The sequence below is a fragment of the Candidatus Phytoplasma australasiaticum subsp. ipomoeae genome, assembly GCF_024425275.1.
In the GTDB taxonomy this organism is placed as follows: Bacteria; Bacillota_I; Bacilli_A; order Acholeplasmatales; family Acholeplasmataceae; genus Phytoplasma; species Phytoplasma australasiaticum.
Map to the genome: position 1 here is coordinate 149,020 of NZ_JALQCV010000002.1, position 21,673 is coordinate 170,692.

Consider the following 21,673-nt stretch of genomic DNA (forward strand, 5'->3'; position numbering starts at 1 on the left):
TTTTAAAATAATTTTTATATTTTTAGGGGATTAATAAATCCCTCCTGAATAATTTAAATAGTAATAATTTTTAAGAATTATAATGTTTATTTAAGTCATTTTAATATTATCAGGTTTATTTATTAAATTTCTTGAAAAAAATTGTTTATAATAAATTCAATTCATATAAAAATTTTATAATATATTTTTGTTAATATTTCATTATATATCAGCGAATTATTTTTTAAATAAAATATTATTAATTATCCGTGGTATAAGTTGAAAGATTGATTTTATGAAATTGTTTTATAAATAGAAATTTAAAAGGATTACTGTTGGTTTTTAAAATTATAAACTGATGAGATAACTTTACCAAAAAATTTATTTGATTATAATAATTTAGATTTATTTAAACATAAAATTTAATTTGTATAATTATTATATATATTGTTAATATAAATATTGGAAAAACTCGAAATTATATTTTTTTAGATTGAAATATTTTAAACAATAAATATCGGAACGTTTAAATTTTTTATATCGCATTTACAAAAGTTAATTTTAACAAAATATTAGGCATTGGATCTTTTTGGGGATGATCGGTTTATTTTTGTTAAGTTTAATTTTAAATATTATTTTAAATATTATAAAAATTTATATTTGGTGAGTTTTGTATTATTTTTTAATTTGCAAAACAAGGGAATGGGAGTGTTGTGATTAAAAATATGTTATTAATTGATACTCATACGCACTTGAATTTAAATGACTATGAAGGGGATTTAAACGAAGTTATCGCTAAAGCACATCATCAAGGAATTAAATATTTTGTTGTTCCAGGTTTAGATTCTAAAACTAATGCTAAGGCTTTTCATTTAGCTTTAGAATATGAATGCATTAAAATTGCAGTCGGTATACATCCTTGTTATTGGCATGATGAAGATCCTATGACTATTCAACAATATTTAAGATTGCCACAAGTTGTAGCAGTAGGTGAGATTGGTATTGATTTATATAGGGATAAAACTTCTTTACCTATTCAAAAAAAAAATTTACAAATTCAATTAGATTTGGCAATTAAATATAATTTACCTGTTATTTTGCACGCCAGAGAAGCTTTCGAAGAAGTTTATAAAATTTTATTGCCTTATAAAAATAAAATTAAAGGGGTTTTTCATTGTTTAGTTAATAATTTAGAAGAGGCCCAAAAGGCTGTTGATTTGGGGTTTTATGTAGGTATTGGTGGTATTGTTACTTATAATAAAGCTTTGATAGCTCATGAAATAGCTCAAAAAATACCATTAGAAAAAATATTATTAGAGACTGATTCTCCGTTTTTAACACCTTTTCCTTTGGAAAAAACACAACGTAATGAACCTGCTTATTTAAAAATTATTGCTGAAAAAATTGCTTTTTTACGACAAATAAGTTTTTCTGATGTCGTTCAACAAACAACTCAGAACGCTAAAAATCTTTTTTTAATTGATAAATTATAATTATCAATTTTAGAGGTTACTATTTGTTTAAGTTTATAAAAGAGAAGGATATTAATTTTTATATGTCAGATGATTCAAGTAAATTAATAGATATTCAACAAGATTCTATATCTTGGCATGAACATAGAAATAATTATATTAATGCTTCTGAAGTAGCCGCTATCATGGGTTTAAATCCTTTTGAAAGTGTTAAGTTATTATTTAAAAGAAAATTATTCCAAGAGAAAATAGAAGTAAATGAAGCTATGCGTCGTGGACGTCGTTTAGAACCTGAAGCTAGATTTTTTTTTAATTCAGTTCGTCAAATGAATTTTGTTCCAGCTGTTTTTGTAAAACAATTTATGTCTGCTTCTTTAGATGGTTGGAATTCTGAATCTCGAAGTATTTTAGAGATTAAATGTCCTATTTCCTGCGATACTGCTTCTTGGAAAGAATTTTTTTTAAATGATAAAATACCAAAATTTTATTATGCGCAAATTCAAGCTCAACTTTATTGTTCTAATGCGGATAAAGCTTTTTTTTTGGTATATTATACTTATCAACATTCTAAAGTTATAGAAGTTTATAAAGATTTAGAGTTTATTAATAATATGTATAATAAATGTTTTAATTTTTACAAATTATTTAATGAAGCGAAGCAAATTTTGAAAAAATTGGGTGATTTAAAAAAAATTAAGGAATCTTTAAAATTATAAAAAATTAAAAATATAATTTTGATTTTTATATTAAAATTTTAGAGATTATTTTTTTTAATTTATTTATATTTATTGATTAAAAATTTATTATTTTTAGGCCAATTTATTTTGAATTTTATTATTAGACAAATTATGATAATTAAAAAACATAATAATAATAAATATTTATCTTGTGGCCTAGGATAGGCATAAACTTCATTCCAAGCATCATTGATTTGTTTTTTAGTTTGGACATTATATTTATATATATTGTCTTTGTCGTTTATATTTATTTTTAATGAGTTATTATTTTCGTTTATGTTTTGGTAAGGAGAATCATATCCTACAAAAGAAGTGTTTTGTTTGAGATTATCATTTTTTAATAAAAAATTGATAAAATCATATGCTCCTTTAGTATTACTACCTTTGGGTAAAACTAAACTATCTACCCAAATATTTGTTTGATAAATATTATTTTCGTGATCATTGAAATCATAATATTCAAGATTCGGATTTTGCTGCATTAGATATCTAGCATCTCCTGAATAAGTAACAGCTATATCGTAACGTTCTTGATTTGCTATACGCATATTATCTAAAATTTGATCTGTAACAAAAAATAAATTTTTATTTTTTTGTTTTAAATTTAATAACCAATTTTTAGCTTTATTAATTTCTGTTGGATTAGCTTGGCTTATATTACCTTGGGTTGCTTTTAATCCAATAAATATTCCTTCAAAAGGGTTATTATATAATGCTACTTTATAATCATTATTTTGTAATAATTGTGTCCAATGTTTGCTGATTTGGTCTTTAGTAATTTTTTGTTTATTATATAAAAAACCTAGTTTTCCCCAAAAATATGGAATAATGTATTCTTTGATATTCATAGGTAATTTATCTTTTTGGATTTTTTGAAAATTTTCGTTTAATTCAGGATAATTAATTAATTTATTTTTATCTATTTTATTAAGATAATTATCTTTTAATTGTTCTATAGCATATTCGCTTAAAATGGCAATATCATAAACATCACCTGTTTTTATTTTATTGATAGCTATTTCGTTAGATGAGAAAAAATTTTGTTTAATCACAAAATCATTTGATTTATTGTTATAATCTGAAATAATTTTAGGATCAATATATTCGCCCCAATTAAATAATATTATACTTTGTTTAGCAGAGTTGTGATATGTAATTCTATATAAATTTGCTATAAAAATTATAAATAGACACCATATTATAATTATTATTTTTTTCTTAGTACTCATATTTTATTTTTTTTTATAGAATGACAATGAAAAATGATTTTTACTAAGATAAATAAAATTAGAAGCGACGATAAAGCGTTAATAGTAGGATTAATAGTGCCTTTTAAACTGTATATATAAGCTGAGATATTTTGGAAATCAGAACCTCCAGCAAAATAAGAAATAATAAAATCATCAAAAGATAAAGCAAATGCTATGCTTGCTCCAGCTATAATAGAATTTTTTAATTGAGGTAAAATTATTTTAATTAAAGTTTGCCATGGTGTAGCGCCTAAGTCATAAGCTGCTTCAATCGTATCTACATCTAGATTACAACATTTACTGTAAATTGTTACTAATACATAGGGGACGCTAAAAGAAATATGCGATAATAACATACGCCAAAAACCGTTGTTTAACCTCATAAAACTAAATAGAACAAATAAAGATAAAGCATTTATTATTTCGGGTATAATAATAGGAAATTGGTTAGTGGATAAAATTATTTTTTGCCATTTTTTATTATAATTCATTAAAGAAATGGCTGCTAAAGTTCCGATTATAGTTGATATAATGGTAGACAATAAAGCTATTTCTAAAGTTACTATTATGGCTTTTTTAACGGATTCATCTTGTGTTATTTTTCGATACCATTTAAAACCGAATTTATTAAAATGTATTAATGAGGCTATCCTACCTTCATTTTCGTTAAAAGAGAAAATTATTAAAGATATAATTGGGAGATAAATAAAAATTAACATTGCTGTTAAATATATGTATAACATATTTTTTTTTAGGTTAATTTTCATAATTATGTTTTTTCTCCTTTATTATATTTTTGATATTGATTTTTAGGACAAAGTTTTAAAATTATTAACATCATGATGGTTAAATTAATAGCTATAACACAAGCGCTTTTCGTTTCATCATTTAAAAAAATTTTATTCTCTATTAATTCGCTTATTACCATGACATTAGTAGGTCCTAAATATTTCGGTACAATAATGTTAGTTACTATTTGTAATAAAATCAAAATAGTTCCCGTAATGATACCAGGTAATGACAAAGGGAAAATAATTTTTTTAAAAATTTGTTGTTCATTGGCTCCTAAATCTTTTGCAGCTTCGATTAAACCTTTATCTATTTTAGAAATATTTAGGTAAATAGATAAAAACATATAAGGTAAAAAGAGATATAAAAAACCAATAAACATTGCTATGTTAGTTTCTAATATATTAATTTTGAAGAATTTTTCGGTTAAAGATAAAATTTGTACTAAAGCTTGTATTTTTAAAATCATATTAATCCAAATAGTACCGTTAATTAATAGAACTATAATAGGTTGCATTAAAGGATTTAATTGGGCAACACAATACGCTAATGGATAAGTAATAATAATAACAAAAAAAGTAGCTATAATAGAAATAGCAATAGATCTTATTATTATGTAAATAAAATTTAAATTAGTGTAAAAATTATAATAGTATTTAACGGTGAAAACAATTTTAAGAATTTTGGTATCATCATATTCTTGGATTGAGTCGAAACAAATTATTAATATTGGCATAATAATTAAAAAAAATATAATAATTAAGTACGGTAAAGCTAACCATTTATAGAATTTATGGGATTTATTTTTAAAAATATTGTTCATTTTAAATTTACCATGTTTCCATAATATGAATATCTTCTGGATTAAAAGAAATTCCTATTTTAGTATTTTTTTCAATAAAATCGGTAGTATGAATTAAATAATTTCTATATTTAGTCTGAATAATTACTTCCCAATAAACCCCTTTAAATGATATAGAATGTACTATACCTGTAATTAAACCATCTTTATAATCAACAATATCTATATCTTCTGGTCTTATAACTATATCGACTATTTGATTTTTGCGAAAACCATAATCTATACAACGGAATTCTTTATTATCGAATAAAACTACAAAATCATCTTTCATAATGCCGGAGATTAGATTAGATTCTCCAATGAATTGAGCTATAAATTTGTTAGCTGGTTCATTATAAATATCTTCAGGATTTCCTATTTGTTGAATAGCACCTTGTTTTATAACTACTATTTTATCACTCATAGTTAAAGCTTCAGATTGATCATGCGTTACTACTATAAAAGTAATACCGAAAATTTTTTGCATTTCTTTTAATTCGTATTGCATTTCTTGTCTTGATTTTAGATCTAAAGCTGCTAAAGGTTCATCAAATAAAGCTACTTCGGGTTCATTTATTAAAGCTCTAGCGATAGCTACTCTTTGTTGTTGACCGCCGGATAATTGGTAAATATTTCTATTTTCGAATCCTTGTAAACCCACTAATTTTAGATAATGTAAAACTTTGTTTTTAATAAATTCTTCTTTTGTTATGGCGCATAATAATTTCTGATGTAATTGGCTTAATATTAATTGTTGTTGGCTTTGAATAATTTTTATTTCTTCTTTTAAATCTATTTTTAATTGTCTAATTTTAGGATTTTCTTTATAAAATGGCAACCATGAAAGTAAATAATTTTTATTGAAGCTATCTTGAATTATTTTTATTTTATGTTTATACTGTTCTTTAATTAAATTAATTTTTTGCTCTGTGATTCGATTAATGCTTTTTATTTTTTGTTTAGTTTCATAATTTAAATCTTTTACTCTTAAACCGAAAGCTATATTTTCTAAAACATTCAAATGAGGAAACAAGGAATAATTTTGAAATACTGTATTAATTAATCGTTTGTGTGGGGGCACATTTAAAATACTTTTATTTTTAAAAAAAATATCTCCACTACTACAAGTATCAAAACCTCCTATGATTTTTAAAATAGTGGTTTTACCGCATCCTGAAGGCCCTAATATAGTTACAAATTCATTGGTTTTAATTTTTAAATTAATATCTTTTAAAATTATTTGATTATTTATAACTTTAGTAATATTTTTTAGTTCTATCAAATTAGTCATATATATTATCTACCCCCCTTTTTTATGCTAATCAAGCTAATAAAATTAATTGGTTTATAAATTTTTCCAAAAATATTATTATCATTTATTTGCTAAAATAGCTAAAAAAGCTTGTTGAGGTAATTTTACTTTTCCTAAAGCTCTCATTTTCTTTTTTCCAGCTTTTTGTTTTTCTAATAATTTCTTTTTTCTAGTATGGTCTCCGCCATAACATTTGTCTGTAACATTTTTTCTTAAAGCTTTTATATTTTCTCTTGTTATAATTTTTTTTCCAAGAGCCGCTTGAATTGTTATTTCGAACATTTGTTTAGGTATTAATTCTTTTAATTTATTACAAATTATTTTACCCTTAGTATAGGCAAAATCTTCATGTACTACTAAAGACAACGCATCAACAATTTCAGAATTTAATAAAATATCCATTTTTTTTAATTTACTTGGATAGTAATTTTCCATTTGATAATCAAAAGCAGCATATCCTTTGGTTGCAGATTTTAATTGATCAAAATAATCATAAATAATTTCACTGAAAGGCAATAAATATGTTAAGATTGTATTTTGATTTTCTAAATATTTGATATTTTGTAAAATACCTCTTTTATTTTGTGTTAATTTCATTACTGGACCTATGTATTGCTCTGGGCACGTTATAAAAGCTTTAACAAAAGGTTCTTCGATTTTTTCGATTGCTTGATTTTGAGGCCATTTTTGTAGATTATCTATAATAATTTTTTGATTTTGTTTGGTGTAAACATGGAAAATGACTGAAGGCGCAGTAATAATTACTTCGATTTTGAATTCTCGAATAATTCTTTCTTTAATAATATCCATATGTAATAAACCTAAGCAACCAATTCGAAACCCCATTCCTAAAATATTAGAATTAGATTTTTCATAAATTAAAGATGAATCATTTAATTTTAATTTTTGTAATGCTTCTTGAAGATTAATATATTGTTTATGTTCGGCAGGGTAAAATCCACAAAAAACTACAGGGTTAATAACTTTATATCCTGGCAAAGCATTTACTTGGATATTTTTGTTTAAAGTAATAGTATCACCTATTTTAACGTCATCAATATTTTTAATAAAAGCGGTTAAATAACCTACATCTCCTGTAGTTAAAAATGGTTTTATAACGGGATTTGGTTGAAAAGTACCTACCTCGATAACTTCATAAATAGCTTTACTTTTTATAAAACGTATGCGATCTCCTTTTTGGATAGTTCCGTTAATTATTCTAATATGAGGTATTACTCCTTTATAATTATTAAATTTTGAATCAAAAATTAAAGCTTGTAAGGGAGCTTCAGGGTCTCCTTTAGGATAAGGAATTTTTTTTATAATTGTTTCTAAAACATCTTGAATTCCTGCACCTGTTTTCCCGCTAGCTAATATAATTGAATTTATATCGATTTTTAGAAGATTTTGAATTTCTTGTTGAATTTTAGGTATATTAGCGTTTGGTGCGTCTATTTTATTTATGACAGGTATAATTATAAGTTTATTTTCTAAAGCTAATTCTAGATTTGATACAGTTTGAGATTGTATTCCTTGAGTAGCATCTACTACTAATAATGCTCCTTCGCATGCTGCTAACGAACGTGAAACTTCATATCTAAAATCGCTGTGACCTGGCGTGTCAATTAAATGCATAATATATTCTTGTTTTTGCAAATTATGATATTTTATTTGAATAGCGTTTAATTTTATAGTTATCCCCCTTTCTTGTTCTAAAGCCATTGAATCTAAAAATTGAGGTTTCATTTCGTGTTTTTTAATAGTATTTGTTATTTCTAAAATTCTATCAGCTAAAGTAGATTTACCATGATCTATATGTGCAATAATAGAAAAATTTCTTATTTGTTTTTGTCTTTGTTTGATTTTATCAAAATCCATGCTTTTTTATACAATCGACTTTCTTTATCATTTATATAATCATTAAGAATTTTTTTATGTTATTGGTGTAATTACGTATTTAGTATTATACAATAAAAAAAATTTATATAGATAAATTAGATTTTAAATTTTTATTAATTTGGCTTACTATATTAACATTTTTTTATTATAAATTTTGAGATTTTTTATATTTTTTAATTTATATTTTAGTTAATAATTATTAATATATTAAAAAAATCTTTTTATTTACTAAATAATGATAAAAAATAAATTATTTTTCGAAAAATTTATGTTTATGTTTTAATATATTTTTTTTAATATTGATAAGTGATCTTATTTATTGAATTTTTAGTTTATTTATGATAATTGTTAATTTAATATAAAAGCTATTTTTTTTATTGGAATTATATTATTTATTTTTATTTTGTCTAACTAAAGAAACATAATTAAGGTATCTACTTTTAGTAATTAATCCTTTTTGATAATTTTCTATGATTTTACATTGTTTTTCTTCTATATGTAAACAATTATTTCCGAAAAAACATTGTTCAGATATAGAGCAAAAATCTGGGTAAAAATTTTTAATTTCATGATTTTTTAAATTTGATAGTTTTAACTTAGAAAAACCAGGTGTATCCGCTAAATAACCTTGATGGCACATATATAATTGGGAACTAGTTGTTGTATGTTTTCCTTTAAGTGAATGCATAGAAATCGATTGAGTTTTCACATTAAGAGAGGTTAAATTATTAAATAAAGTGGATTTACCCACACCAGTTTGCCCTGCTAAAATAGTTGTTCTATTTTTTAATGTTTTAATTATAGAATTTATAGTATTTTTTTGTTTAGCATTAATATATATTACAGAATACCATTTTTCATAATATGATAATTGAGGTTGAATACATTTAAGTTCTTCTTTAGTTATTAAATCTTTTTTAGTTAAAATTAAAATTATTTTAATATTTAACTTTTGTAAAATAATTAAAAATTTATCTAATAACTTAAAATCTATTGTAGGTTCAGTTAAAGAAAAGATTAATAGTACTTGATCAATATTGGCTATATTCGGTCTTTCTAATTCGTTTTTACGTTTTTGCACATTAATAATAAAAAATTTGTTTTGTTTTGATTCATATTCTACTACATCTCCGATTTTAATAGGGCAATGGTATAAAGATTTGGTTGTTTTATGTTTTTTATTAAAATTTTCCATTTTACCTTTAGGTTGAGCAATTATAGTATTTTTTTGTAATAAATCGATAACGACATACTTAGTAATTAAGTTTTTAATAATAATTCCTTTATACACAATATAAAGCTCCTATTTATTATGTATAGTATTTTATCTTTATCTTATTTGTGCTTGAAATTTAATTTTTAAATTATTTTCTATTTGATTAATAATTTGCTCTACTTTATTTTTATTTAAATCATTATTGATATTTTCAAATGTTAGACGAAAAGATAAAGAGTAATATTTTTGATATTTATTTTTGTTATTAGAATCTGGAGTATATATATCTAACAATTCGCATTTTATTAAAATTTTTTGAAAATTTTGTTTTAAACTTTCGAATATTTGTTGAAAGTGAATTTTTTTATTTATCCAAAAACTTAAATCTCTAGTTATATAAGGTAATTTGTTAATTTTTTTAATGATTATATCTTGTTTTAAAGATTTTTTTAAAATCATATCTAGATTAATTTCAGCTATAAAACTTTTATTTAAATGATATATGTTATTTAATTTTGGATGTATTTCTCCTATAAAACCAATATTTTTTCGGTTAATTTTAATGTTAGATTGCGCTCCCGGATGCAAATTAAAATATTTTTGGGTAGGACAGAAAGACATATTAATGTTTAAAAAATTAGCTATTTTTTCTAGAATCCCTTTTAAAATAAAAAAAGAACTTTCTATATTTTTTTTTAACCAGTGATTTTTTATTAAATAACCGCTAATACCTAATGATAAATGCAAAACTTCTTTATTTTCATAAAACACATTAGATATTTCAAAAAAAGCATTATCTGTATTTTTATTTTTATGATTAAACTCTAAAACCTCTAACATGCTACCGCTAAGAGATTGTCTAAGAATTTTTCTTTCTTCGGTAATAGGTTTTATCACTGATAGGTAATTTTGATCATGATAAAATAGGTTAAAAAGTTTTTCATTAACGAGTTTATATGTTTTAATTTCGTAAAAACCTAGGTTTGCTAATAATTTTTTTAATTTAATTATATATTGTTGCTCAGAATTACGCTCTTTAAAATTATCAATAGGGGTATTAATTTGTTTGTTATTATAACCATTTAATCTGACTAAATCTGCTATTATGTCTTCAGGTGTAGTGATATCATAACGTCTTTCAGGAGCTTGAGCTATAAAATAATTTTGAGGTTTCGATATAAATTTTATTTTATAATTTAATCTTTTTAAATTATTTATGATTTTTTTAGAAGATAATTTTAAACCGACTTTTTTATTGATTTCATTTAATGTTATTTTGATTTCTGGATTATGATATTTTTGTATTTTTTGAGACATAATATTTTTATGTACTATACCGTCAGTTAATTGTTGTATTAAAAATGTAGCTTTTTCTAATGCTGTTTCTATTAAACTTTGATCAATTCCTTTAGTTAATCTTAAAGTTTTTTGATTATTGATTTGGTGGTGTTTGGATATTTCAGAAATACTTTCTATATTCCAATAACTACTTGTAATAATTATTTTTTTTGTTTTATTTGTAATTTCATAATTTGAGTTATTTAAAATATCCGCTAAAGAGATGATATCGTTATTATTAGTGATTACTATATCTTGTTGATCTCTCAAAAAATATGTTTCTTTCGAATTAATAATTTTTTCATTTTGTTTAGCGTTTCTTATTTCAATCTGTTGGTTATTGAATTGATCGGCATCTAAAACATTTAATGGTATACCATATTCGATTATTATTAAATTAATAACATCTATAACATTATTTACAGGTTCTATTTGATTTGTTATTAGTAAATTACGTAACCATAAAGGGCTGGTTTTTATTGTTAAATTAGTTATATATCTTATATTATATTCATAACAATTGTTACTTTTAATATTTATACTAAAAGGGTTTAATTTGTCTGATTCACGAGGATTATTATGGTTTTTTGGATAATTATTTAATTCTGTGATAGATGATTCTAATATAGATTGTAGATCTTTAGCGAAACCTATATGCGATAAAAGATCTGCTCTGTTAGGTGTTAAAGCTAATGTTATAGTGGAGCCTTTTAAATTTAAATATGTTAAAGCGCATTGACCAATAGGAGCTTGATCATCTAAATATAAGATTTTACCTTTTTCTGATTCTATTAAATATTTTTCAGATAATTTTAATTCTCTATGCGATATTAATATTTTATTAAATACTTCATCATCAGAAATATTTGTAAATGGGTTTTTATTATTAGTGATATTAAAATTTGGTGAATTATGTTCTATTAAAATAATAATTTTCTTATTTATTAAAAATTTATCATAATCAATACTATTATTTAGCGAGATAGATACTATATTTATGCCAATATCTACTTTAATGGTTTTGTGTATAATTTGGATAATTTTTCCAATAATATATTTTTGGTTATTTTTTATTTTTAATTGAGGATGGATCGATTCTATTTTATCTACTTCTGTTATATGATTATTAATTAGAAATTTTAAATTTTTAGGAATAGATGTGGATAAATATTTTTTTAAAATGTTTTCGTTGATAATCATGATATTTTCTCTTTTTTTAATTATTTTTTCATCTAATTTATGTTAATAGGTTTAAGTATATTAATTTAATAATGAAAATTGTTTTAAAAATCTTAAATCATTATTGTACAAATCTCGAATATCTTCTATTTGATATTTTAACATAGCTATGCGTTCGATACCCATACCAAAAGCGAATCCTTGATATTTAGCAGGATCGAAACCACCCTGTTTTAATATATTTGGATGTATTAATCCTGCTCCCATAATTTCAAGGTAAATTTTTTCTTTATTTTTTTTTGTTAAGATCAAATCTACTTCTAAGCTGGGATTAGTAAAAGGGAAATAAGATGGTCGAAAAAAGATTTTTTGTTTTCTGCCAAAAATGTGTTTAATTAGTGTATTAATAGTGGTTTTTAGGTTTTCTAAATTAGCTGTGTAATCAATGACAAATCCATCTAATTGTGTAAATTGATGACTATGAGTTGCATCATCTTTATCTCTACGATAAACATTTCCTGATGAAATTATTTTTAAAGGTTTATTAGGGTTTTGTAACATAGCTTTAATTTGCATTGAAGAAACATGAGTTCTTAAAAGTGTTTCTTTTTTGTGATCCAGATAAAAAGAATCTTGCATATCTCTAGCCGGATGATTTTTGCTTATATTCATAAGTTCAAAATTATATAAATCTGTTTCTATTTCTTGACTTTCATAAATAACGTAACCCATTTTTAAAAAAAAATTTTCTAATTCTTCAATTGTTTGTGTTAGGGGATGTATACTGCCTTCTGGGAATGAAAATCCAGGTAAAGTAACATCTATTTTTTCTTTTATTATTTTTTTGTTTAATTGTTTATTTTCTAATTTGGTTTTATTAATTTGGTAAGCAAGAAGAGAATTTTTTTTTAATTCATTTATTTGTTGTCCTAATTCTTTTTTTACTTTTATATCACATTGTTTAATATATTTAAATAATTCTATGAAATATTTATTAAATCTATTAAATTGAACATCTAATTGATGTAGAGAATTTATTTTATCTAATTCTTGAATTTTTTCTTTAATTTTTTGTTTTAAATTTAATATTTTTTGTTGTAAAGCTTCATTTTTATTATTCATTTGGTTAATTTTAATTTCCTTTGTTGGTTCTTACGATATATAAATAAATTTTAGTAATAACTAAAATTTTTGTTTTATCTTGATAAAAGTTTTTTTGATATTAAAATAATTTTATTAAATTTGAGATTTAGTGTTTATATTTTGTTTTGATTAGCGAAATATTTTTTAAAATTTTTTATTTTAAAACTTTTTAGTTTTTAAAATTTTAATTTTTATTTCTATGATATTATAATATTATCATAATTATAATTTAAATATTTAAATTTTAATTACCATAATTAATTTAATTTAGAAATTTAATAAGATAAAATTTTAAACTTATTTAAGTTTTATTTTTTTATGAAATTTAACTCAGAGATTTATAATCAATGTTTTATTTATGTATAAAAAAATTAATAAAATAATATACAAGGATAGGGAATTAATTTTGAAAATATAACGTTTCAATATTATTTTGGATTTTATGAATATAATTAGACAAGCTGTTTTTATTAAAAGTATTACTAATTTAAAATATCGCCCTATTCCGCATTTATCTGAATTTTTATTAATAGGACGTAGTAATGTTGGTAAAAGTTCTTTAATAAACGCCTTAACTAATCATAAAAGATTAGCTTTATTTTCGAAAAGACCAGGTAAAACAATAACTTTAAATTATTTTTTAATCAATAATTATTTTTATTTTGTAGATTCTCCTGGTTATGGCTTTTCTAAAAGGGATAAAGAATCGCGTATTAAACAAATGTTAATGCTTCATAATTTTATTAGAAATAATAAGTTTATTAAGATTATTTTTCAAATAATTGATTTTAATATTGGACCAACTTCATTAGATTTGCAAATGTGTCAAAAATTTATTAAATATAAAATTCCTATTGTAGTAATCCTTAATAAAAAAGATAAAATTAAAAAAAATTTCATAATACCTCAAATTCGAGTTATTAAGCAATCTTTTGAGAATAATTTTTGCAATATCACAGATTTTTATTTATGTTCTTGTCGGGATAAAGATGGTATTCCGGAAATTATTAGTTTTATGTTTAAAAATTTAGATGTATAATAGAAATTATTATAAAAAATTTTTATAAGAAAAATAAAAAATTTAAGTTTTTTGATAATTCAGTTTGTTTGTTAATATTTGTACGGGAAGTGGTAGAATATTACTACCTATTTATCCTAATTAGGAAATCATAAATGAGAAATTTAAATTTAAATAATATGAATAATAAATATGACTTTAAAATTATTGAAAAAAATAGATATGCTGATTGGTTAAAATATAAAGAATTACAAAAAAAAAGTAATTTTTCTAATTTACCTAATTTTACTATTGTTATCCCTCCTCCTAATATTACAGGTAAATTACATTTAGGGCATGCTTGGAATAATATTTTACAAGATAATCTTATTCGTCGCAAAATGTTAACAGGTTATAATGTTCTTTTTGTTCCAGGAATGGATCATGCCGGGATAGCTACGCAAATAAAAATTAAACAAGAGCTGCAACAAAAAGGTTTTTGTATTCATAAATTAACTAAAAATATTTTTTTGGAATTTGCGAATCAATGGCAACAAAAATATATTAAAGATATCCGTAAACAATGGCAAGATTTAGGACTTTTATTAGATTATGATTATGAACAATTCACTTTAAACCCTTCTATTAGTTCAACTGTTGAAAAAGTTTTTGTATCTTTGTATAAAGAAGGTTTAATTTATCGTGATTATAAAATAATTAATTGGGATTCTAGTGCTCAAACTACTTTATCTGATACTGAAATTAATGAACGTAATGTTTTAGGTAAATTATTTTATTTAAAATATTTTTTAATAGAAGATAAAGTTTTAAGTGATGATTTTGTTATAGTAGCAACTACTCGTCCTGAGACTATTTTTGGAGATCAGGCTGTAATGTTTCATCCTAATGATAAAAGATATCAACATTTAATTGGTAAACAAGTTGTAGTTCCTGGTACTAGTTTAAAAATACCTATTATTACAGATGAATATGTTGATATGTCGTTTGGTAGTGGATTGTTAAAAGTTACTCCTGCTCACGATTTTAATGATTTTCAATTGGGTCAAAAACATAATCTAAAATCAGTTTTATGTATTAATTCTGATGGATCTATGAATGAATTGGCAGAACAATATAAAGGGTTAGATCGTTTTGTCTGTCGCGAAAGGTTAATTTCAGATTTAGATAAAAAAAATCTTTTATTTAAAATAGAAGATTATAATCATTCTCTTCGTTTTGCTAATATATCAGGAATTGTTATAGAGCCACGTCTCTCTTTGCAATGGTTTTTGAAAACCAAAGAATTAGCTAAGTTAATTTTAAAAAAACATAAAATTAATTTTTTTCCTAAAAGATTTTTAACATTATTTAATCAATGGTTAACTAAGATAGAGGATTGGTGTATTTCGCGTCAATTGTGGTGGGGACATCCTATTCCTGCTTGGTATAATTCGAAGAATGAAGTTAAAGTTCAAATAGAAGATCCGGGTAGCGGATTTACGCGTGATTCAGATGTTTTAGATACATGGTTTTCATCTTCTTTATGGCCTTTATGCGCTTTAGGATGGCCTAATAATCAAAAATTATTTCGAAAACATTTTCCAGTAGATGTTTTAGTTACCGGATATGATATTTTAACCTTTTGGGTAGTTAAAATGGTTTTACAAAGTATGTTTTTTTTAAAAAAAATGCCTTTTAAAGATGTTTTATTACATGGTTTAATTCGAGATGATAAAGGTCAAAAAATGTCTAAATCAAAAGGTAATGGTTTGGATCCTAAAGAGATTATTGATCAATATGGGATAGATTCTTTAAGGTGGTTTTTGACTACTAATTCTTCCCCTGGTTTAGATTTTTATTTTGATAGAAATAAAATTATTTCAAGTTGGAAGTTTGCTAATAAATTATGGAATATTGGTTTTTTTATTAAAAATAATCTTTCAACATTATCGACAGATTTTGATCAAAGTAAATTATTTTTGCCAGAAAAATTTTTATTAACTAAATTATCCACTTTACTAAAAAAAATAGATGTATTGTATGATAAATATGAATTTAGTGTTATAGGTAAATTGGTATATAATTTTGTTTGGGAAGAATTTGCTAACTGGGGTTTAGAATTTTATAAAATTTGTTGGCAAGATATCGAGAAAGATCCTGAATTAATTTCAAATAGTCGAAAAGTAATTCTTTATATTTGGAAGACTATTTTATTAGTGTTACACCCTTTTATGCCTTTTATTACGGATGCTATTTATGAAGAATTAGATTTAGGCATTTCTATTATTTCAGAAAAAATACCTATTTTGAAATTCAATGATTCTATATCGTTATCTGTTTTTGAATCTTTAAAAAAATTGGTTACTAAAATGCGTCAATTTCGCCAAATAAATTCTTTGAATAAAATTTTTTTATTAGATTTATATTTAGAAGTACCTTTAAATTGTCTAAATGAATTTCAATTAATATTATTTGAATTAAAAAAAATTTTTCAAGCATCAGAAATAAAATTAGGTAGTACTTCTCCATGTAATAATAATTATGAATTATTATTTGCGGATAAAAATATTTTTATTTTTATAAAAAGAGCATTGTTATTGAAAATTAATCAAGAACAAAATACTAAAAATTTAAATTCTCAACTTAATCAAATTTTAATTGAATTAAAAAGAAGTGAAAATCTTTTGAAAAATAAATCTTTTTTGGATAAAGCGGATAAAAGTAAAGTTCAAGAAGAAAAAGAAAAATATAATAAATATTTATTACAATATAAAAAAATAATCAAAAAAAAATAAATTTAATTTTTAGGTAAAAATGGTTTTTTATTATGTTATTTTCTAATTCTTATTTAAATGTTTTTTGTTCATTATCTAAACAACCAAAAGCTAATGTTATTATCACTCATGGTTTAGGAGAAAGTTCTTGTGATTATTTATTTTTAATTGATTTTTTAGTTAAAAATAATTTTAATGTAATTTCATATGATGTGAGAGGTCATGGTAAAAGTTTAGGTAAAAGAGGAGATATTAAAAGTTTTCATATTTTTTTAGATGATTTAGCGCAGTTAGTTAAAAATGTTAAACAAAATTCTTCTATGAAAATTTTTTTAATTGGTCATAGTATGGGCGGAATCATTGTTAATAATTATGTTATTAAATATAAAAATATAAATGGAGCGGTTATTAGTTCTGCTCCTAGTAGAGAAGTTTCAAATATTTGTTTCAATTATCCTTTTTATTTTTTTAGTTGGTGGCAAAGAAAAAAACTTAATTTTAATTCTTCTAAGATAGCGCACTTTCCTTTGGGTAAGGGTTATCATCCTTATCGTTTGGAATCCGTTAGTTATCGTTTATTAAGAAATTTGTTAGTTTTGAGTATGCGTTATTTAAATAAAAATTTTTCTTCTTATTTGACTCCTGTTCTATTACTTTATGGTACTCAAGATAAAATAATATCTTATAAAAATGGCATTCATCTTTTAGATTCTATTAAATCTAAGGATAAAAATTTAAAATTATATCACGAAACATATCATAATTTATTTCACGATATCGAAAAGTCTAAAATTTGCAATGATATTATATTATGGTTAAATGATAGGATTTAATTACTTTTTATATTTAAAATTATTATTAAGTTTTTGATAATTAAACTCCCATTTATTATGCATTTTATTATATGTTATCTATTTGTAACAAATTTTATGAATAATTTGTTTAATCTTTTAAATTAATGAGGTAAATCTATGAATAAAGAAGATATTATTAAAATTAGTCGTTTATCTTCGGATGAAATTTGGGATTTTTTTAAAATGCAAAAAACCGGTTTAACAACAGAAGAAGTTCGCAAAAGACAAATGTTATATGGTTTAAACGTTATGAAAAAGAGTAAACATTTTTCTTTTGGTAAACAATTTATTAAACAATTTTTTTCAATGTTTGCTATTTTATTATGGATTGCTGGTTTTTTAGCTTTTATTATCCATGAAAAAGCTATTGGTATAGCTATTGTTTCAGTGGTAATTGTAAATGGTATTTTTTCTTTTTTTCAAGAATATAAGGCAGAAAGAATTTTATCTTCTTTAAGTGATATGATTCCGAAACAAATTCAAGTTTATAGAAACAATAAGATAGAAATTTTAGATACGCAAAAATTAACTATAGGAGATTTAATTTTTTTAGAAATGGGATCTATTATTCCTGCTGATGTTCGTTTAATAGAAGCTAATAATTTTTTTGTAGATAATTCTACATTATCAGGTGAAACCATTCCTTTAAATAGAAACTCTTTAAAAAACGATCATAGTGATAATATTTTTGAAATTCCTAATTTAGTTTACGCTGGTACTACAGTATCTCAGGGAAGCGCTAAAGGTATTGTTTATGCTATTGGAGAAAATACTCAAATAGGAGAAGTAGCTAGATTAGCTCGTAATATTACTAAAAGCACTAGTACTTTAGAATTAGAGATACATAGAGTAGTTAAAAGAATTAGCATTTTAGCCGCTTCTTTAGCTGTTTTTGTTTGTTTGATTTGTTTGTGGCGTTTTAAGTTTCAAGGGGAATCTAGTTGGTTATCAGCATTAAAATCTGCTATTGTTGTAGCTTTAGGTATGTTAGTAGCAAATATTCCTGAAGGTTTATTACCGACTATTAACTTAAGTTTGGCTATCGGTACTCAAAGAATGTCTAAACAAAAGGCTTTGATTAAACAATTATTTTCTGTAGAAACTTTAAGTTCTGCTACTGTTATTTGTACCGATAAAACAGGAACTTTAACGGAAAATCAAATCACTTGTAAAAAATTATTATTTCCTGGAGGTTTTGTCGATATTACTGGTCACGGATTACAAAAGAAAGGTAATTTTGATAATAGTAATGGTGATATTTTGGTTAATAATAAAGTTATTTCTAAAATACTAATAGCAACTATTATGTGTTCGGAAGCCAATTTGATTGATTTAAATTCGGAAAATATTAATTTTAATATTACTGGAAATCCTACAGAAGCAGCTTTATTAGTGGCAGCTACAAAATATGGTTTAAATATTCAACAAATTCGTAAAAATTTTATTATTGATAAAATTAATCCTTTTAATTCAGAAAATAAAAAAATGAGTGTTTTGGTTCATAATTTAGCTCAAGAATATTATGATATTGACAATAAATATCTCTTTGTTAAGGGCGCACCTGATGTAATTTTAAATAGTTGTAATCTTCAATATAAAAATAATAAAGTTAGTGATTTTACAACTTTGGAAAAAGATTATTTTGTGCATTGTAATGAGCAATTATCTAGTGAAGGTTATCGTATTTTAGCTATTGCTTATAAAAAAATAGAAAATCCTGAACAAGAAAAACAAGAAGAGGATATGGTATTTTTAGGGTTTGCAGTTAATTTTGATCCTCCAAAAATAGAAGTTCGTCAGGCTGTAGAAGATTTATTAAAAGCGGGTTTAAAAATTACTGTTATTACTGGAGATTACGGTCCTACTGCTATTTCAATTGGTAAAAAAGTGGGTTTAATTCGAGATGATAATTTTTTAAATATTGATGGTTCTCAATTAGATAATATGTCTCCTATAGAGTTACAAAATATTTTAAAAACCGAAGTTCCGATATTTTTTTCCCGAACTACTCCAAAACATAAATTGAAAATTACTGAAGCATATGCTCGAAATAATGAGATTGTTGGAGTTATTGGTGATGGTGTTAATGATATTTTAGCTATGAAAGCCGCTCATATTGGTATTACTATGGGTAAAGATACTAAAGATGTTGTTTTGAATGCTGCTGATATGATTTTGTTAGATAATAATTTTTCGACAATACCAAAGGCAGTGATAGAATCTAGAGCTATTTACGCTAATATTAAAAAGTTTATTAGTTATGTTTTTTGTTCGAATATTCCGCAAATTTTTCCAATTATTTTTATGGCTTTATTTAAAATGCCACTTTATTTAACTGTTATGCAAATTCTGGCTATAGATTTAATCACAGATTTATTACCTGCTATAGCTTTAGGAGCAGAAGAACCAGAAGAAAATTTATTATCTCAAAAACCTCGTACCTCTCGAGATCATTTATTAGATACTAAATTATTAAAAAGAAGTTATGGTTTTTTAGGTATTGTAGAAGGTATATTAGCATTAATATTTTTTTTACATTATGGTGGTTGGTCTTTGATGCGTCAAAATATTCCTTTTAAAATGATTGCTCAGCAAAAAGAGTTCATTTTCGCTTCTACTATGGCTTTCGGTGCAGTTATTTTTTCTCAAATAGGTAATGTTTTTGCTTGTCGATCTGATAAGTTTTATTTTTGGCAAACTTTTACAAAAAAAAATAGACTTTTATTTGTAGGCATTTTGTGTGAATTAATATTGTTTATTTTAATTTCTCAAAATATAACTATTTTTAATAGTTTTTTTGGAACTACTTTTATTACTTGGCAGCATTATTTATATTTGAGTTTATGTATATTAATTATTTTAATTATGGATACTATTTATAAATTTATAACTAATAATATGCAGTCTAAGTAAGGCTATTAATATCTAAATAAATTTTATAGTTTTTATTATAATTATTTTTTATTTATTATAAATTTATTTATATTTTCGAACTTTTTTAGTTAATAAAAAAATTCAATGGAGTATGATAATAAATGTATAAATTAATTGTAGGATTAGGTAATCCGGGTTTAAATTTTAATTTTACTCCTCATAATGTAGGTTTTATGTTAATTGATTATTTATTGAAAGAATTTCGAAAATATGTTGTAATCGAAGAAAATAGTGATAAATTTAATTTAATTTATCGATGTCGTATTAATAATCAATGGACTTTATTACTTAAACCTCAAACTTATATGAATTTGTCAGGTTTAGCTCTTAAAAAGGTTATAAATAAATATGATGTCAGATTATCAAAAATATTTATAATTCATGATGAAATAAATTTAGATGTAGGTAAGTTCAAAATTAAACAAAATGGTAATGATGGAGGACATAATGGTATTAAAAATATTATAGATGTTTTAAAAACACGAGATTTTTTAAAATTAAAAATCGGTGTAGGTCGTGATCGTAATATCCCTTTATCACAATATGTTTTAAAAAAAATGAATCAAAAAGATATCGATTTGATTCATTTGAATTTTGTGTTATTTAAACGATTAATAGATATTTTTTTGACTACAAATTCTTTAGAATCTTTATTTATGACAATTAGTAATTTTAAGAAAAATAATTAATTGTTTTTGGATATCAAAAAAATAAAGAATAAAATGTCAAATAAATATTGACAATAGAGTTTTTTTCAATTACAATTATTGTGTTACTTTATACTGTGGAATAAAAAAATAGCCCTAAGGTATGTTTTTTGTATATTTTTTTGCATATTAAGTAAAATTATAGTAATTTAAGTTGATCACTACTTCTTTGAAAACTGAAGATGATATTTTATTATTTATTATGATGTTTATATCATAAAAATTTTAAATATTACTATAATTTAAATAAGT

Annotated in this window: 15 protein-coding genes; 7 read left to right on the plus strand and 8 right to left on the minus strand. The window is 23.1% G+C overall.

Annotated elements, in window-relative coordinates:
- Positions 1-692 precede the first annotated feature (692 nt).
- Entirely contained in the window at positions 693-1,472 is a 780-nt protein-coding gene (locus NQK76_RS00640) for a TatD family hydrolase (protein ID WP_004995334.1), read from the plus strand.
- A gap of 62 nt (positions 1,473-1,534) precedes the next feature.
- Positions 1,535-2,167, plus strand: coding sequence for a lambda-exonuclease family protein (locus NQK76_RS00645; RefSeq protein WP_054598465.1), 633 nt, complete (start codon positions 1,535-1,537; stop codon positions 2,165-2,167).
- 59 nt (positions 2,168-2,226) lie between these two features.
- Here NQK76_RS00645 and NQK76_RS00650 read toward each other — a convergent pair whose 3' ends face one another.
- The 8 genes from NQK76_RS00650 to pheS all read right to left on the minus strand — a co-directional run bounded on the left by NQK76_RS00650 (position 2,227) and on the right by pheS (position 13,134).
- Positions 2,227-3,417 carry an ABC transporter substrate-binding protein gene (locus NQK76_RS00650; protein WP_004995377.1) on the minus strand — a complete coding sequence of 397 codons (1,191 nt, stop codon included), beginning with the start codon at positions 3,415-3,417 and terminating at the stop codon, positions 2,227-2,229.
- Positions 3,414-4,205, minus strand: coding sequence for an ABC transporter permease (locus tag NQK76_RS00655; protein ID WP_004995381.1), 792 nt, complete (start codon positions 4,203-4,205; stop codon positions 3,414-3,416). The genes NQK76_RS00650 and NQK76_RS00655 overlap by 4 nt, the downstream gene beginning before the upstream one ends.
- Before the next feature lie 2 nt (positions 4,206-4,207).
- Positions 4,208-5,050 (minus strand): ABC transporter permease, encoded by an 843-nt coding sequence (locus NQK76_RS00660; protein ID WP_004995383.1) that lies wholly within the window; start codon positions 5,048-5,050, stop codon positions 4,208-4,210.
- A 7-nt stretch (positions 5,051-5,057) separates the two neighbouring features.
- Complete coding sequence (locus NQK76_RS00665) at positions 5,058-6,359, minus strand: ABC transporter ATP-binding protein (protein ID WP_004995386.1); 1,302 nt, start codon at positions 6,357-6,359, stop codon at positions 5,058-5,060.
- An 81-nt stretch (positions 6,360-6,440) separates the two neighbouring features.
- Positions 6,441-8,258 carry a translation elongation factor 4 gene (gene lepA / locus NQK76_RS00670; RefSeq protein WP_213680290.1) on the minus strand — a complete coding sequence of 606 codons (1,818 nt, stop codon included), beginning with the start codon at positions 8,256-8,258 and terminating at the stop codon, positions 6,441-6,443.
- 409 nt (positions 8,259-8,667) lie between these two features.
- Positions 8,668-9,570, minus strand: coding sequence for a ribosome small subunit-dependent GTPase A (rsgA, locus tag NQK76_RS00675; protein WP_255872619.1), 903 nt, complete (start codon positions 9,568-9,570; stop codon positions 8,668-8,670).
- Positions 9,571-9,609: 39 nt separating this feature from the next.
- Positions 9,610-12,033: a phenylalanine--tRNA ligase subunit beta gene (gene pheT, locus NQK76_RS00680; protein WP_255872620.1), complete on the minus strand. Its 2,424-nt coding sequence runs from the start codon at positions 12,031-12,033 to the stop codon at positions 9,610-9,612.
- 60 nt (positions 12,034-12,093) lie between these two features.
- Entirely contained in the window at positions 12,094-13,134 is a 1,041-nt protein-coding gene (pheS, locus tag NQK76_RS00685) for a phenylalanine--tRNA ligase subunit alpha (protein ID WP_004995402.1), read from the minus strand.
- A gap of 463 nt (positions 13,135-13,597) precedes the next feature.
- Between pheS and yihA the strand changes: the two genes are divergently transcribed.
- The 5 genes from yihA (at position 13,598) to pth (ending at position 21,403) form a co-directional block, all read left to right on the plus strand.
- Positions 13,598-14,194 carry a ribosome biogenesis GTP-binding protein YihA/YsxC gene (gene yihA / locus NQK76_RS00690; protein WP_004995414.1) on the plus strand — a complete coding sequence of 199 codons (597 nt, stop codon included), beginning with the start codon at positions 13,598-13,600 and terminating at the stop codon, positions 14,192-14,194.
- A 134-nt stretch (positions 14,195-14,328) separates the two neighbouring features.
- Positions 14,329-16,947: a valine--tRNA ligase gene (locus tag NQK76_RS00695; protein WP_004995417.1), complete on the plus strand. Its 2,619-nt coding sequence runs from the start codon at positions 14,329-14,331 to the stop codon at positions 16,945-16,947.
- 32 nt (positions 16,948-16,979) lie between these two features.
- On the plus strand, positions 16,980-17,759 hold the full coding sequence (locus NQK76_RS00700) for an alpha/beta fold hydrolase (protein ID WP_004995420.1): 780 nt from the start codon (positions 16,980-16,982) through the stop codon (positions 17,757-17,759).
- Between the two features lie 138 nt (positions 17,760-17,897).
- Positions 17,898-20,693 carry a cation-translocating P-type ATPase gene (locus NQK76_RS00705; RefSeq protein ID WP_255872621.1) on the plus strand — a complete coding sequence of 932 codons (2,796 nt, stop codon included), beginning with the start codon at positions 17,898-17,900 and terminating at the stop codon, positions 20,691-20,693.
- 122 nt (positions 20,694-20,815) lie between these two features.
- The gene (gene pth, locus NQK76_RS00710) at positions 20,816-21,403 is read left to right on the plus strand and encodes an aminoacyl-tRNA hydrolase (RefSeq protein WP_004995424.1); all 588 of its coding nucleotides are present in this window, start codon (positions 20,816-20,818) and stop codon (positions 21,401-21,403) included.
- The last annotated feature ends 270 nt before the right edge of the window (positions 21,404-21,673 follow it).